Source organism: Zhihengliuella flava (assembly GCF_015751895.1).
GTDB lineage: Bacteria > Actinomycetota > Actinomycetes > Actinomycetales > Micrococcaceae > Zhihengliuella > Zhihengliuella flava.
Genome location: NZ_JADOTZ010000001.1, coordinates 1,666,887 through 1,680,882, shown reverse-complemented (window position 1 = coordinate 1,680,882; position 13,996 = coordinate 1,666,887). Strand labels below are relative to the sequence as shown.

Below are 13,996 nucleotides of genomic sequence, written 5' to 3'. Positions count from 1 at the left end.
GGTCGGTCGTGGAAGGGGTGAAGCTCAGCGCTGCTGACGCCAGGCGTCCCAGGCGGCGTAACTGCCGTCGAGTTCGACGACGTCGTACCCCGCGCGGCGCAGCGCGGCGGCGGCCACAGAGTTGCGGACGCCGGACTGGCAATACGTCACGATCGTGCCGTCGTCGGGCAGCTGATCGGTGTGCCACAGCACGCGGCCCGCGCTGAGCTGTGTGGAACCGGGAATGTGCCCGGCGGCGTGCTCCGTCTTGTTGCGGACGTCGAGGAGCAGGGCCGCTTCCAGGTCATCGAGGTCCTCCGGCGCCACGAGGGCTGGTACCTCGGTGGGCAGCCCGTCGAACGTGGTGACGAACCCGGCCACGCGATCGATCCCTACGCGGACGAGGTGATCCCACATGCCCATCGCGGACTCCGGCCCGTCCGCCAGGAGCACCAGAGGCCGGCTGTCCGTCTCCGGATCCACGGCCCACGCGCCGAAGCTCGCCATTTTGTTCCCGGCGGGGATGTTCAGGGCACCCGGGACCGTCCCCTGATGCACTGCCTGGTGTGGGCGCGTGTCCACGACGCCCACGGCGTCCGCGGCCAGATCCTTGGCCAGTGAATCCGGGGAGATTTCGGGCAGCGGGTGCCGCTCCCCCAGCACGGCTGGCCCCTGACGGTTCTCCCGCTTCATCCGGGAGAAATAGGCGTGGGCATCCGGCTGACCGTCCAGCAGTTCCCGCACGAACCCGGCCTCGTCGTCGGCCGCGAGGTAGGGGCCCCACCACGCAAAGTGGCGCTCGTAGCCCACGGTGGTCGAGGGCAGTGAGCCCAGGGCCTTGCCGCACGCGCTGCCGGCGCCGTGGCCGGGATAGACCTGCACCCAGTCCGGCAGGGCGAGGAACGTGTTCTTCAACGAGGCGAAGAGCTGCTGGGCACCCTCGAAGCGGGTGTCCTCGCCGCCAGCGGACTCGTCCAACAGGTCCGGGCGGCCCAGATCGCCCGCGAAGACAAAGTCCCCGGAGAGCAGGAAGCCGGGCTCGTCGCTGAACGCACCGTCCGTCACCGCGAGCGCCAAATGCTCTGGGGTGTGGCCCGGGGTGTGGAGGGCGCGCACGGTGATGTTCCCCAGCGTGATGGTGTCCTGATCCATCAGCCGGGTGGCCTCAAACCCGTACTGCCAGTCGGCTCCGCCCTCGCCGGAGACATAGATCTGCGCACCGGTTGCTGCCGCCAGTTCCCGGGTGCCGGAGAGGTAGTCGGCGTGGATGTGGGTTTCGGTCACGGCCGTGATGTTCATGCCGTGACGGGCCGCCAGCTCAACGTAGGTCTGGATGTCCCGCCGCGCGTCGACCACCACGGCCTCGCCCTTCGCCTGACAGCCGATGAAGTAGCTGGCCTGCGCCAAGTCCTCGTCGTAAATCCGTTCCAGCAGCATGCTCTTCCTTTCCTCGACACATTGTTTGCATACCCTAGGGGGTATTCCTTCGAGATCCACAGTAATACCCCTTGGGGTATGCCGGCAACCCGCCGACCTGGATGAGCTAAAACCCCAGGGGGTATAGAATGGGCGCAGAAGAAAGCGGGAGGACATCACGTGGAACTAGAAGCCGAGACCATGAAGCCGGCCATCAACCGCCTCAAGCGGGCCCAAGGCCAGCTGGGTGCAGTCATTCGTATGCTGGAGGAAGGCGGCGACTGCCGAGACGTCGTCACCCAGTTGTCCGCGGCCTCGAAGGCCATCGACCGGGCGGGCTTTTCCATCATCGCCACCGGCCTCGAGGAATGCCTGAAGAGCGAGGACCCCACCGCGGACCGCGCGGACATGGAGAAGCTCTTCCTGTCGCTGGCCTAGCACCAGGGGAGACGCCGCGAGTCCGAAGGGGGTTGAATGGACCGAGAACCGCAGCAAGACACGAGCCCAACACCAAGGCTCGCCATGGGTGCCCACGCCCCGACCGGCTACGCCTGGGCCCCCGCTCCCGACGCGCAACAGCTCCGCCTGCCCAAATGGATCGAGCAGCAGCCCACAACCAGCGGCACCGCGATCAGCTGGGGAGCATGGTGCGACCTTGGTGAACCGACGCGCCTCGGCGACACCGAGGGGCGCGCATTACATGCCTCAGCCGAGGATTCGCTGAGCGTGGGTATCGCGGTGTTTTGCAGGTTCGCCGACGGGCGGGCCGCCCTCGTGAGCCAGCGCGGATTCAACACGTCGACCTTCTGGGCGACGCATCCAGCGAACCAATCGACACCTCCGCGGGGCGAAGAGGCTCGCCCGACGCTACGCAGTCTGATGACGATGGCCAAGCTCGAACAAGAGGCGCGCGACTGCCTCGGGCCGGACGAAGTTCCCGAGGGCGTCACAACCGCCGATCGACCTAGCGACAACTTGGCCTACTCGGACTTTGCCCTGGAGGCCCGGACGCGGGGTGTGGACGTGACCGCGGACGCCCTGCGGGACCTCCCTTTCACGTTCGAGGTGAGCCCCCGACTCCGGGCCAGGGTCGACGGCGAGGTGACCACGCCGCCGCTATAAACCCACCGCCGGCGCCGCACCATGGCGGGCTCAACGGGGCGGCCCCTTTACCTCCCCGAGCCCCAAATCCACGCATGGCGACACCGTGAGTCTCATCACGAAAGTATGCAGAAATTTGCATATTGGCGTTTCATTGTGTGAATGACCACTACACAACAACAGCCCACCCCGGCCGGCGACCCAGCGGCCGCGGGAGCGGAGAAGACCTTCTTCGGTCACCCCCGGATGCTGTTCAACCTCTTCACGGTTGAGCTGTGGGAGCGCTTCTCCTTCTACGGAATGCAGGCCATTCTGGCCTACTACATGTACTTCGAGGTCACGCAAGGGGGCCTCGGCCTGGATCAGGGCCTCGCGCTCAGCCTGGTGGGTGCCTACGGCGGTGGCGTCTACCTCTCCACCATCGTCACCGCGTGGATGGCTGACCGTCTCTTCGGCTCCGAACGCACGCTGTTCGGCTCCGCCATCGTTGTCATGGCCGGACACATCGCCCTCGCCCTGCTCCCCGGCACCGTCGGCCTGGCGGTCGGCCTGATCTTGGTCGCGCTCGGCTCCGGCGGCGTGAAGGCCGCCTCGGGCGCCCTCGTCGGCTCGCTCTACGCGCGCAAGGATCCGCGCCGTGATGCTGGCTTCTCCATTTTCTACATGGGCGTGAACATCGGCGGCCTGTTGGGCCCTCTGCTCACCGGGCTGCTCCACGAGCGCCTCGGCTTCCACTACGGATTCGGCGCCGCCGCCGTGGGCATGGCGGTCGGCCTGGCCATCTATGCCGCTGGCCGCAAGAACCTGCCCGCCGAGTCGCACCACGTAGCCAACCCGCTACCCCGCGCGGCCCGCACGAAGTACGCGTGGGGCACCATCGCTGGCCTCGCCGTGCTGATCACCGTGCTGGCCACAGGGCTCGTGAATCCGGACAATCTGGCCACTTCGATGGCCATTGCCGCCGTCGTGGCCTCCATCATCTACTTTGCGGTCATCCTGACCTCCAAGAAGGTGGATGGGACCGAGCGCAAGCGCGTCACCGCGTTCATCCCGCTCTACATCGCCTCGGCCGCCTTCTGGGCACTGTTCCAGCAGCAGTTCACGTTCATCGCCGTTTACTCTGAGCAGCGGCTCGACCGCAACCTCTTCGGGTGGGATATGCCCGCCAGCTGGGTGCAGTCCATCAACCCGGTGTTCATCATCATCTTCGCGGCCGTCTTCGCGGCGTTCTGGACCAAGCTCGGGGACCGCCAGCCGGCCACCCCGCTGAAGTTTGGCGCGGCCCTGACCATCATCGGCATTGCCTACTTGGTGTTCATCCCGCTGGAATCGCTGGAGCAGACGCCGCTGCTGGCGCTGGTCGGCATCTTGCTGCTGTGCACGTGGGCGGAGCTGCTGCTCAGCCCCATCGGCCTCTCCGTGACCACCAAGCTCGCCCCGGTGGCGTTCACCACGCAGATGATCGCGCTGTTCTACCTCTCGATCTCGCTGGGTACCACGCTCGCCGGAATCTTGGCTGGCTTCTACACCGAGGGCAACGAGATCCCGTACTTCGTGGCTCTGGGCGGCACGTCGATCCTGCTCGGCCTGGCCCTCGCGGCCGCCACCCCGGGCATCAAGAAGCTCATGGCCGGCGTGAAGTAACCACCCGCACCACCGGCACCCAGCCACTGCTGGGACCACGACGGCGCCGCACCAGTTCCGCGCGAACCGGTGCGGCGCCGTCGTGTGTCAGGCTGACGCCACCGGAGACAACACCCGTGCTTGCTGCTCGGCGAGTTGCTGTTCGGCAATCCATCGCGTGTCCCGCGTAAAGGGGAAGGATCCCTCAACCAAGTCGCCTGACAAGCCACCACACATGTCTACGGCGAGGCGGTCGATACTCACAGTCCTGACGTTCTGGCCGTCGGCCAGCAGGAGCCAGGAACGCCCCTCATGCGCCTCAACATCCAACTTCTCGGCAGCTTCGATAAAGCGCTGAGGAAGATTCCCTATCTGCGCATAGGGGCACACGAGGACACCCTCATTCCAAGCAATCGAAGCGCCCGCGCCTTGGCCTGGCAAGGCAAAATGGCTCCCTCCGGCCCGTTCGGCCGCGGACACAATGTCCTGTTCGTAAGACGAGTGCCCGCTCACCGACATGGCCCACCCCGTGGCGCCCGCCATCGCGACGACGGCCAGCACTGCCAGTACTGTGCCGCGCATTGCGGGTTTCCGAGGATCTCTTTTCATACCTATGATCCTGTTCTCCCGTCGCGGTCGGGTCAAGATCCCAGACCGGCCAGGGGTGGCGATCGTCATTTTGTGGGGTGCAGGGCCTAAGGTGAATCTCCGTGAACGAACGCCGCACCCCTCGCTTATTGACCGCCCTCGCCTGCGCCGCCGTCGTCCTCAGCACCACCGGTTGCTCCGTCGTTGAGGAGGCGCTGCACTCGGCCCTCGAGGCGCTGGATGAACCGGCGGTCGCCACGGACAGCGACGCCAATGACGGGTTCGCCGAGACCGACACGGCGCTGCTTGACCAACTCGCCACGATTGAGGTCAAGGGCCGCGCCCCGAAGACGGGCTACGAGCGGGACGAGTTCGGTTCCGGTTGGCTGGACCCGGATCGCAACGGGTGCGACGCCCGCAATGACATGCTCCGCCGGGACCTGACGGAGGTCACGTTCAAGGACGGCACGCAGGATTGTGTGGTGCTGACCGGCACGCTCGACGACGCGTTTACGGGCACTGTGATCGAGTTTCAACGCGGCCCGGGCAGCAGCTCCGAGGTGCAGATTGACCATCTCGTGGCACTTTCCGACGCGTGGCAGAAGGGCGCCCAGCAGCTCAGCGATCAGGAGCGGGAGCTGTTCGCGAACGATCCGCTGAACCTCCTCGCCGTCGACGGCGGCACCAATGCCGCCAAGGGCGATTCCGACGCCGCCACGTGGCTGCCCCCGAACGGCGGCTTCTGGTGTGATTACGTGGCACGGCAAACCGCCGTGAAGGCGAAGTACGACTTGTGGATGACGGCCGCGGAGCACCGGGCGGTCGCGGAGGTGGTGACCAGCCGCTGCCCGGACGCCAAGGCCTTAGCCATCAGCTGAACGACGGCGACTACACTGCCAGCTAGGCACAAGGAGAGGGGCCCATGCAACGGATCCAGCGCACGGTAGACACCATCAGGCACGAACTCTGGCCGCTCCCGGTGCTCGGCATTGCGCTCGGCGTGATCATCGGGCTCGCCCTCCCGGCGACGGACACGCTGCTCCCGCAGGCGCGGGAGGCCTTCGCCTCCTGGGCGTTCGGTGGCAGCCCGGCCGCAGCGCGCTCCATCCTGACCACGATCGCCGGCTCCGTGGTGACCGTGACCACGCTGACGTTCTCGATGACGCTCGTGACCCTGCAGCTCGCCGCCTCCCAATACTCGCCCCGGCTCCTGCGGACCTTCACGGGGGACTCGATTGTCCACGCCACACTGGCGGTGTTCTTAGGGACCTTCGCATACTGCCTCACCGTGCTGCCCGCCGTGCGGGATGCCACGGAGGAAAACGGCGGTTTTGTCCCGGGGATGAGCGTGAGCTTCGCGTACCTGCTCGCCATCGCCGTCGTGGTCCTGTTGGTGGTCTTCTTGACCCACCTGACCCGGATCATCCGGGTCGAATCGATTGTGGACGACGTCGCCGCCGAGGCCCGCGACGCGCTGCGCCGCGCCTACCGCAACACCCGGCCGGGCCGGCCCAGCGTCGGCACCAACCCGGCGGTATCCATCCCCGCGTTCGCCAGCGGTTTTGTGCGGGACGTGGACGTGGATCCACTGCTGGACCTCGCCACCCGGCGGGATTGGACCATTGCCCTAACCGTCAGCGCGGGCGACTTCGTGACGATGCATGAGACGGTGGCCACCGTCCGCCACGCCTCCTCGGGCCAGCGGCTCAGCGCGGAGGAAGCGGCCGAGGCGGCCACGTGCCTGAACTCCGCCGTGGTGACCGGCACCGAGCGCACCACGGTGAAGGACCCGCGCTTTCCCCTGCAGCAGATGGTGGACATGAGCACCAGGGCGCTCTCCCCCGGCGTCAACGATCCGACCACGTCCATGCACTGCCTGAACTACCTCGGCGCGGTGCTGACTCACGTGGCCACCATGGACATCCGGGACACCGTGGAGCTGGACTCGAGCGGAACCCTCCGCGTGCTGCTGCCCCAGCCGTCCTTCACGGATCTGGCTACCCTCATTCTGCGGGAGGCGCTCACGTTCGGGCGGGAGCAGTACGTCATCGTGGAACGGGCCTTCTCCCTGCTGCGGGAGGCCGCACTGTGTGACACGGCGGGGCGGTACTCGCAGGAGATCGCCGCGCTGGTGGAGGATTTCGCGACGCTGATCCCGTTGGAGACGTTCTCCCCGCGGGACGCGGATCGGCTGCGGCACGTGATCGCCGAGGCCGCCGCCGCTGCCAAGACCGGCCACAGCCAGCTCGCCACAGATTTCGGCGGGTGACCGGCACCGTGCAGCGCGCCGACCGCGCCCGCATCCAGCGCCGCACGCTCGGCGTCGTCGTCCTCAGTCAGATTTTGGGCGGTGCGGGCCTCGCGGCCGGCGTGACCGTCGGCGCGCTGTTGGTTCAAGAGCTGTTCGGGTACCGCGGGGCGGCCGGGCTTCCGGCCGCCATGTTCACGCTCGGCGCCGCGGTCACGGCCTACGTGGTGGGCCGCCTGACCCAGCGCGCGGGGCGCCGGACCGGCCTCGCCGCGGGCTTCGCAGCCGGAGGCCTTGGTGGCTTCGGTGTCGTCGCCGCTGCGGTGACGGAGAACCTCGTCCTGCTCTTCATCGCGTTCGCCATCTACGGTGCGGGCACCGCCACCAACTTGCAGGCGCGCTACGCCGGATCGGACCTCGCCGATCCGACCCGCCGCGGCCGCGCCGTGAGCGTGGCCATGGTCGCCACCACCATCGGCGCCGTGGCCGGCCCCAACCTCGTCGAACCGATGGGTCGCGTCGCGCTGGCGCTCGGCCTGCCCGCCCTGACGGGGCCGTTCCTCCTCTCCGGCGCGGCCTACCTCGCCGCGGGTGGCGTGCTGTGGGCCTTCCTCCGCCCGGACCCCCTGCTGGTGGCCCGCGCGCTCGAGGAGGCGGACGACGCCGAGGCCACCCCCGCGCGCACCTCCCCCTCAAGCAACGGCGTGCGCCCGGCGGCCTACGTGGGCGCCGCGGTCATGGTGCTGATCCAAATCGCGATGGTGGCCGTGATGACCATGACGCCGCTGCACCTGCGCGCTCACGGGCACGGATTGTCCGACGTGGGGCTGGTGATCGGCGCGCACATCGCCGCCATGTACCTGCCCTCCCTCGTCACGGGACAGCTGGTGGACCGGGTGGGCCGCACGCCCGTAGCGATCGCCGCGGGCGCCACGCTGCTTGCCGCCGGGGCGGCCGCCGCGCTCGCCCCAGCGGATTCATTGGGCTGGATGATCGTGGCGTTGATCCTGCTCGGGCTGGGCTGGAACTTTGGCCTGATCTCCGGAACCGCCCTGGTGGTGGATGGCACGGAGCCGGAGAATCGGCCGCGGGTGCAGGGATCGATCGACGTGCTGATTTCCCTCGCCGGCGCCGGCGGCGGGGCGGCCTCCGGAGTGGTGATGGCGACGTCGTCCTTCGCCGCCCTGTCCCTGGGCTCTGGGGTGCTGGCGCTCGCCTTCCTCCCCGTGCTGTGGTGGGCCCGTTCGCGGTCCCGCCGTGGGTGAACAGTGGGCGCGCCGCTCCTGACACGTTCCGCCTTTTCCGCCCGTCGGGCGCTCGGGCGTGCCAAGCTGGGTTCATGGTTGGCAATCGCGCGGGACAGCCCGCTGAAGCACAGGATCTGATCGACGTCGACGCGGTGCTGGGGGCGTACTTCGACGTCGTTCCCGACGCCGCGAACCCGGACCAGCAGGTAGCGTTCGGCACGAGCGGTCATCGCGGTTCCTCCCTCAAGGGCTCCTTCAACGAGCACCACATCGCGGCCATCACGCAGGCGATCGTGGATTACCGCAATCGCCAAGGCATCGGCGGTCCACTGTTCTTGGGCCAGGACACGCACGCGCTCTCCGGGCCGGCGCAGGACACGGCGTTGGAGGTGTTGGCCGCCAACGGCGTGGAGGTGCGCATCGACGCCCGGGGCCGCTTCACACCGACCCCAGCGCTGAGCCACGCGATCCTCACCCACAATCGCGGGCGCACCCAGCCAGCGCTGCACGCGGACGGCATCGTCATCACCCCCAGCCACAACCCGCCCGCTGACGGCGGTTTCAAGTACAACCCACCGCACGGCGGCCCCGCGGACTCGGATGCCACCGGGTGGATCGCGCAGCAGGCCAACGAGTATCTCGCCAACGCGCTGGCCGGTGTCCGCCGCCTGCCTTTGGCCGAGGCCAAGGACGCGGCGACGACGGGCACCTACGACTTCCTCGCCCGCTACGTGGAATCTCTCGGCGCCGTGTTGGACATGGATCTGATTCGCTCCGAGGGGGTGCGGATTGGCGCGGACCCCATGGGCGGGGCGTCCGTGGACTATTGGGGAGCCATCGGCGAGACGCATGGCCTGAACCTCACCGTGGTGAACGACGCCGTGGATCCCGCCTGGCCGTTCATGACGCTGGACTGGGACGAGAAGATCCGCATGGACTGCTCCTCCCCGTACGCCATGGCCTCGCTCATCGAAAGCCTCGCCGGCGGCTCCGCCGCCTTCGATATCGCGACGGGGAACGACGCCGATGCAGACCGCCACGGCATCGTCACTCCGGACGCCGGGCTCATGAACCCCAACCACTTCCTCGCCGTGGCGATCGACTACTTGTACCGCAACCGGCCGGATTGGTCCCAGGAAGCCGGCGTCGGCAAGACCCTGGTGAGCTCGTCGATGATTGACCGCGTGGCGGCGTCGTTGGGGCGGCCACTGGTGGAAGTTCCCGTGGGCTTCAAGTGGTTTGTCCCCGGGCTACTGGACGGCACGGGGGTGTTCGGCGGCGAGGAGTCGGCGGGGGCCTCCTTTGTGCGATTCGACGGCACGCCGTGGAGCACGGACAAGGACGGGATCCTGATGTGCCTGCTGGCCTCGGAGATTCAGGCCGCCACGGGTTCCTCGCCGAGCGACCACTACCGCGGCCTGACCGCGGAGTTCGGGGCGCCGTCGTACGCCCGCATCGATGCCCCGGCCACCCGGGCGCAGAAGGACGCGCTGAAGAAACTGTCCGCGGCGGACGTGACGGCATCCTCCCTGGCCGGCGAGCAGATCACCGCCAAGCTGACCGAGGCGCCGGGCAACGGCGCGGCGATCGGCGGGCTGAAGGTCACCACGGAGAACGCGTGGTTCGCGGCGCGGCCGTCCGGCACGGAGGACGTGTACAAGATTTACGCGGAATCTTTCTCCGGTGACGAGCACCTGGCGCAGGTGCAGGACGAGGCGAAGGCGCTGGTGGACTCGGTCATCTCCTGATCGGCACAGTCGCCCCGACGCGCTGAAATAGCGCAAGGGCCGCGGAATCCGGTGTGGATTCCGCGGCCCTTGCGTGCGTCAAGCTCGAGCGAACTTAGTTCTTCTCGGCGGCAGCCTTGATGGCGGCGATGACGTCGGCGACCTGACCGGCAACCTCGGCGTCGTCCTTCGGGTGCACCTCGGCGAAGCGGGTCAGCGAGCCCGGGATCGACAGCTTGACGTCCTCCAGCACGGTGGCACCGGCGATGCCCACGGCCTTGCGGGCCTCATCCTGCGCCCACACGCCGCCGTACTGGCCGAACGCCGTACCGATCACGGCGGCCGGCTTGCCGGCGATTGGGCTGGCACCGTACGGACGGGACAGCCAGTCAATGGCGTTCTTCAGCACGGCCGGCATGGTGCCGTTGTACTCCGGGGAAACCAGCAGGACGGCATCGGACGCCGCGGCGGCCTCGCGGAGCTTAGCGGCGGCGGCCGGGACCTGGCCCTCGACGTCGATCTCCTCGTTGTAGAACGGCAGCTCCTCCAGCCCGGCGTAGAGGTTGATATCTACGCCTTCCGGTGCGCCGGCGGCTGCGGCGTCGGCGAGCTGGCGGTTGGTCGAGCCGGTCCGCAGAGAACCAACGAGGGTCAGGACACGGGCCATGGGGGCCTCCTTCGGAAGTGATTTCAGTTTCATGCAGTAGAACTCATGCCAATGCATGGAACATTCCGCGCAAAGGGGTGAGTTGGCTCACAGTCCCGGCTTGTCTCCCGGTTTCACGTCCACCCGCTTGCGGGAGTTGAACCCCAGATTCACGTTGCGGACCACCTTTTCCTTGCCCTTACGGTAGGGCGGGTAGGCGATCTTGAGCGTGTCCACCAGCGCCGTTTTGGAGAAGACGGGCCGTAGTTGGCTGAACTCGTCGAACCCAAACTTGCCGTGATAGCTCCCCACGCCGGAGGCGCCCACGCCACCAAACGGCAGCGTGCTGACGGCGGCGTGGAGATTGCAGACGTTGAAGGCGATCGCGCCCGCGCGCACCTGCTGCTCAAAGGCCGCGTGCGGGCGCGGACGTTCGCTAAACAGGTAGGCCGCCAGCGGACTGGGGCGATCGCCGATGAACTGCATGGCCTCATCCAGGCTGTCCACGGCCAGCACCGGGAGGATCGGACCGAAGATCTCCTCCTGCATGATCGGCGCATCGGGGCTCACACCCACCAGAATCGTCGGCTCGATGTACAGGTCCGCGGCATCATAATGACCGCCGATCACCTTCACCGAACGGTCAATCTCCGCATCCTCAATGAAAGACACCAGCCGGTTGAACGCCTTGCGGTTCACAATGCGTCCGTAGTCCCGGCTCTTTTGCGCGTCCCGCCCGAAGAACCGCACGAACGCCCGGTGAATGATCTCCGGCAGCTTCTCCATGCCCTGGCCGACGGCCAACACGTAGTCCGGGGCCGTGCACGTCTGCCCCGCATTGAGCGACTTGCCGTGGGCGATGCGGCGGGCGGCGGCGTGCAGATTTCCATCCAGAACGACGGCGGGGCTCTTGCCTCCCAGCTCGAGGGTGACCGGGGTCAGGTGCTGGGCTGCGGCGGCCGCGACGATCTTGCCGACGCGCTCGCTGCCCGTGAAGCAGATGTGGTCCCACTCCAGATCCAGCAGTTCGGCGGCCACCTCGGCGTCGCCCTCTAGCACCTGCACCGCGCGGGGGTCTAGATAGCGCGGCACCAGCCGCGCGATGGCGCGGGACGTTGCCGGCGCTAACTCGGAGGGCTTCAACGCGGCGACGTTGCCGGCGGCGAGGGCACCCACGAGGGGGCCGAGGAGCACCTGCACGGGGTAGTTCCACGCCCCCATGATGAGCATGGCGCCTTTGGGCTGGGCTTCCGTCTTCGCGCCGGCGGGCTGCAGCATGATCGGCACCTTCGCGTGCTGGGGTTCCATCCAGTCAGCGAGGTGGTGCAGCGCGTACTCGACCTCGTGCTTGACCAGATCCAGCTCGGTCAGGCGGGCCTCAACGTGCGGCTTGCCCAAGTCGTCGGCGAGCGCGTCGAGCAAGTCCTTCTCGCCCTCGGCCAGCAGCCGGCCCAGGCCCTTGAGTTGCGCGGCGCGCATGCGGCGCGAGTGCATCAGGCGCCCCTGCCGCGCGTCCCGGAGGCGCGCGTAGGATTCGCGCACGCTCGGCACGTGGCCTGCGGCGTCGTCGGGTGCGGTAGTGGTGGACGTGTTTCGGCGAGTTCGGCGTGCCATAGCCCCACGCTAACCCGACAGGGGGCACGCGGCTAGCAGTCTTACGCGCTCAGACGAACTTGGTGCTCAGCCGCACCCTGCGTTCCAGCCGCATCAGCGCGGCCGCGCGCTCGGGCGTGGATTCGCCCCGCGAATCGGTCGGTGCGAGGGCGCTGCGCAAGGCGGTCTCGGCTTGCGGATCCAGGTCCACGCCGATGGCGACGAGGACGTTCTCGGCGGGCGCCCGCCCCTCGGTGAGGTGAAGGTAGCCACCGACGGCGTGGGCGGTAAATCCGCGCCGTTTCGTCCCGTCCAGCACAGCAAAGTGCCCCTTGAGGCGGTACGCGCCGGCGATGGGCCGCTCCAAGAAGGTGAGGACCCGGTCCGGGTCCACCGGCCCCGTGGTAGCCACGCTCGCTGAGTGGGCGTGCACGTGGTCGCCGGCCGTGCCGTGCGCGGCGGAGGAGGCCGCGTCGAGCAGCAGTTGGCGCAGCGGAAGCTGGTCGGGGTCCTCGTCGGGCTGCGCGACGTCGAAGAGTAGGGCCGGGTCAATGCGGCCTCCGACGGCGCCGATCACCTCGGCGCGTCCGTTGCGTTCGCGGACCCGCTCGCGCACCCGGGCGACGACGCCGTCCCGCTCCTTCTCCGGGACCCGGTCCAGTTTGTTGACCACCACGAGGGAGGCCACTTGGTAGCGCAGGGGCGGCAGGCCGCCGTCGTCCACCGTGCGAAAGTGCTCGACCGCGTCCACGACGTCCACGAGGGCGGCCAGCCGGGTGCGGGCGGGCGCGTGATCGCGAATGATCTGGGCCAACGCCACCGGGTCCGCCAGGCCGCTGGCCTCGACGATGATGGCGTCGAGGGCTAGCCGGGGCGCAGAGAGTTGTTCGAGCGCGCCGTCGAGTTCACTGACGTCCTCGATGCAGCAGAGGCAGCCACCGGCGATCGAGGCCGCGCGGTCAACCTGCCCGGAGACCAACCCGGCGTCGACGTTGATGTCGCCGAAATCGTTGACGATCACGCCGATCCGAGCGCCCGGATGGCGCAGCAGCTGGTTCAGGAACGTGGTTTTGCCGGCACCTAGGTAGCCGGTGAGCACGATGACGGGAACTGGGCCCATGGCCTACTTGCGGAGAGTGGGTCGGACGGAGACTTCTTCGACGGCGCCGCGTGCGGGCATGTCGACGACCGTGCGGACCGTGGCGGCGATGTCTTCCGGGGCCAGGTAGTAGTCGGTGTTGTACTCCTGCCCGTACGCGGCGACGAGTCGTTCCTGCATCGCGGTGTTCACACGGCCAGGGTGAACGCTCGAGACGCGGACACCGTGATCCCGCTCTTCCTCGCGCAGGGAGTCGGTGAGGGCGCGGAGGGCGAACTTGCTGCCGGCGTAGACGGAGAATCCCGGTCCGGCCGAGTGGCCCGCGCCGGAGTTGATGGCGATGACCAGGCCCTTGGCCTGACGCAGGGCGGGCAGGGCCTGGCGCGTCAGCTCGGCCACAGCGAAGACATTGAGCTCAAACACCTTGCGCCAGTGCTCCAGGTCGAGTTCATCCAGCCGTCCGAACGACTCCAGCCCAGCCGAGTGGACGAGGACGTCAAGCTTCTCGGGCAGCGGCGCGAGTTCGCCGGTCAATTCGCAGATCCACGCTTCGGCGGACGGCAGCGAGTCGACGACGGCGTTGACGGCCGCTTCGTCCCGCCCACCGATCAGCAGGTGGTGGGTTTCCGCGAGTTCACGGGCGATGGCGGCGCCGATGCCACGGCTGGCTCCGGTGATGAGGGCGACGGGGCGTGAGGCTGCAGCAGTCATGCCGCCAACTTACTACGC

At 68.1% G+C, this 13,996-nt stretch carries 13 protein-coding genes; 7 read left to right on the top strand and 6 right to left on the bottom strand.

Going from position 1 to position 13,996, the window contains the following annotated elements; genetic code table 11:
• Positions 1 to 24: 24 nt before the first annotated feature.
• Entirely contained in the window at positions 25 to 1,416 is a 1,392-nt protein-coding gene (locus IW252_RS07770) for an MBL fold metallo-hydrolase (RefSeq protein ID WP_196836032.1), read from the bottom strand.
• Positions 1,417 to 1,596: 180 nt separating this feature from the next.
• Between IW252_RS07770 and IW252_RS07765 the strand changes: the two genes are divergently transcribed.
• The 3 genes from IW252_RS07765 to IW252_RS07755 all read left to right on the top strand — a co-directional run bounded on the left by IW252_RS07765 (position 1,597) and on the right by IW252_RS07755 (position 4,140).
• A complete protein-coding gene (locus IW252_RS07765) occupies positions 1,597 to 1,833 on the top strand; it encodes a metal-sensitive transcriptional regulator (protein ID WP_231366346.1) in 237 nt (78 codons plus the stop codon).
• 84 nt (positions 1,834 to 1,917) lie between these two features.
• Positions 1,918 to 2,517, top strand: coding sequence for a hypothetical protein (locus IW252_RS07760; RefSeq protein ID WP_196836030.1), 600 nt, complete (start codon positions 1,918 to 1,920; stop codon positions 2,515 to 2,517).
• Positions 2,518 to 2,658: 141 nt separating this feature from the next.
• Positions 2,659 to 4,140 carry a peptide MFS transporter gene (locus IW252_RS07755; RefSeq protein ID WP_196836029.1) on the top strand — a complete coding sequence of 494 codons (1,482 nt, stop codon included), beginning with the start codon at positions 2,659 to 2,661 and terminating at the stop codon, positions 4,138 to 4,140.
• A gap of 87 nt (positions 4,141 to 4,227) precedes the next feature.
• Here IW252_RS07755 and IW252_RS07750 read toward each other — a convergent pair whose 3' ends face one another.
• On the bottom strand, positions 4,228 to 4,701 hold the full coding sequence (locus IW252_RS07750) for a hypothetical protein (protein ID WP_196836028.1): 474 nt from the start codon (positions 4,699 to 4,701) through the stop codon (positions 4,228 to 4,230).
• 128 nt (positions 4,702 to 4,829) lie between these two features.
• On the opposite strand from IW252_RS07750, the gene IW252_RS07745 reads away from it, so the two are divergent.
• From IW252_RS07745 to pgm, 4 genes are all read left to right on the top strand, one after another.
• Complete coding sequence (locus IW252_RS07745) at positions 4,830 to 5,585, top strand: HNH endonuclease family protein (protein WP_196836027.1); 756 nt, start codon at positions 4,830 to 4,832, stop codon at positions 5,583 to 5,585.
• A gap of 44 nt (positions 5,586 to 5,629) precedes the next feature.
• Positions 5,630 to 6,976 (top strand): DUF2254 domain-containing protein, encoded by a 1,347-nt coding sequence (locus tag IW252_RS07740; protein ID WP_196836026.1) that lies wholly within the window; start codon positions 5,630 to 5,632, stop codon positions 6,974 to 6,976.
• A complete protein-coding gene (locus tag IW252_RS07735; RefSeq protein WP_196836025.1) occupies positions 6,973 to 8,220 on the top strand; it encodes an MFS transporter in 1,248 nt (415 codons plus the stop codon). The genes IW252_RS07740 and IW252_RS07735 overlap by 4 nt, the downstream gene beginning before the upstream one ends.
• A gap of 74 nt (positions 8,221 to 8,294) precedes the next feature.
• Positions 8,295 to 9,950 carry a phosphoglucomutase (alpha-D-glucose-1,6-bisphosphate-dependent) gene (gene pgm, locus IW252_RS07730; RefSeq protein ID WP_196836024.1) on the top strand — a complete coding sequence of 552 codons (1,656 nt, stop codon included), beginning with the start codon at positions 8,295 to 8,297 and terminating at the stop codon, positions 9,948 to 9,950.
• Positions 9,951 to 10,044: 94 nt separating this feature from the next.
• Here pgm and IW252_RS07725 read toward each other — a convergent pair whose 3' ends face one another.
• The 4 genes from IW252_RS07725 to IW252_RS07710 form a co-directional block, all read right to left on the bottom strand.
• Positions 10,045 to 10,596, bottom strand: coding sequence for an NAD(P)H-dependent oxidoreductase (locus IW252_RS07725; RefSeq protein WP_196836023.1), 552 nt, complete (start codon positions 10,594 to 10,596; stop codon positions 10,045 to 10,047).
• Positions 10,597 to 10,683: 87 nt separating this feature from the next.
• Positions 10,684 to 12,189 carry an aldehyde dehydrogenase family protein gene (locus tag IW252_RS07720; protein ID WP_196836022.1) on the bottom strand — a complete coding sequence of 502 codons (1,506 nt, stop codon included), beginning with the start codon at positions 12,187 to 12,189 and terminating at the stop codon, positions 10,684 to 10,686.
• 49 nt (positions 12,190 to 12,238) lie between these two features.
• The gene (locus IW252_RS07715) at positions 12,239 to 13,288 is read right to left on the bottom strand and encodes a CobW family GTP-binding protein (protein ID WP_196836021.1); all 1,050 of its coding nucleotides are present in this window, start codon (positions 13,286 to 13,288) and stop codon (positions 12,239 to 12,241) included.
• Between the two features lie 3 nt (positions 13,289 to 13,291).
• Positions 13,292 to 13,978 carry an SDR family oxidoreductase gene (locus tag IW252_RS07710; protein WP_196836020.1) on the bottom strand — a complete coding sequence of 229 codons (687 nt, stop codon included), beginning with the start codon at positions 13,976 to 13,978 and terminating at the stop codon, positions 13,292 to 13,294.
• Between the last annotated feature and the right edge of the window lie 18 nt (positions 13,979 to 13,996).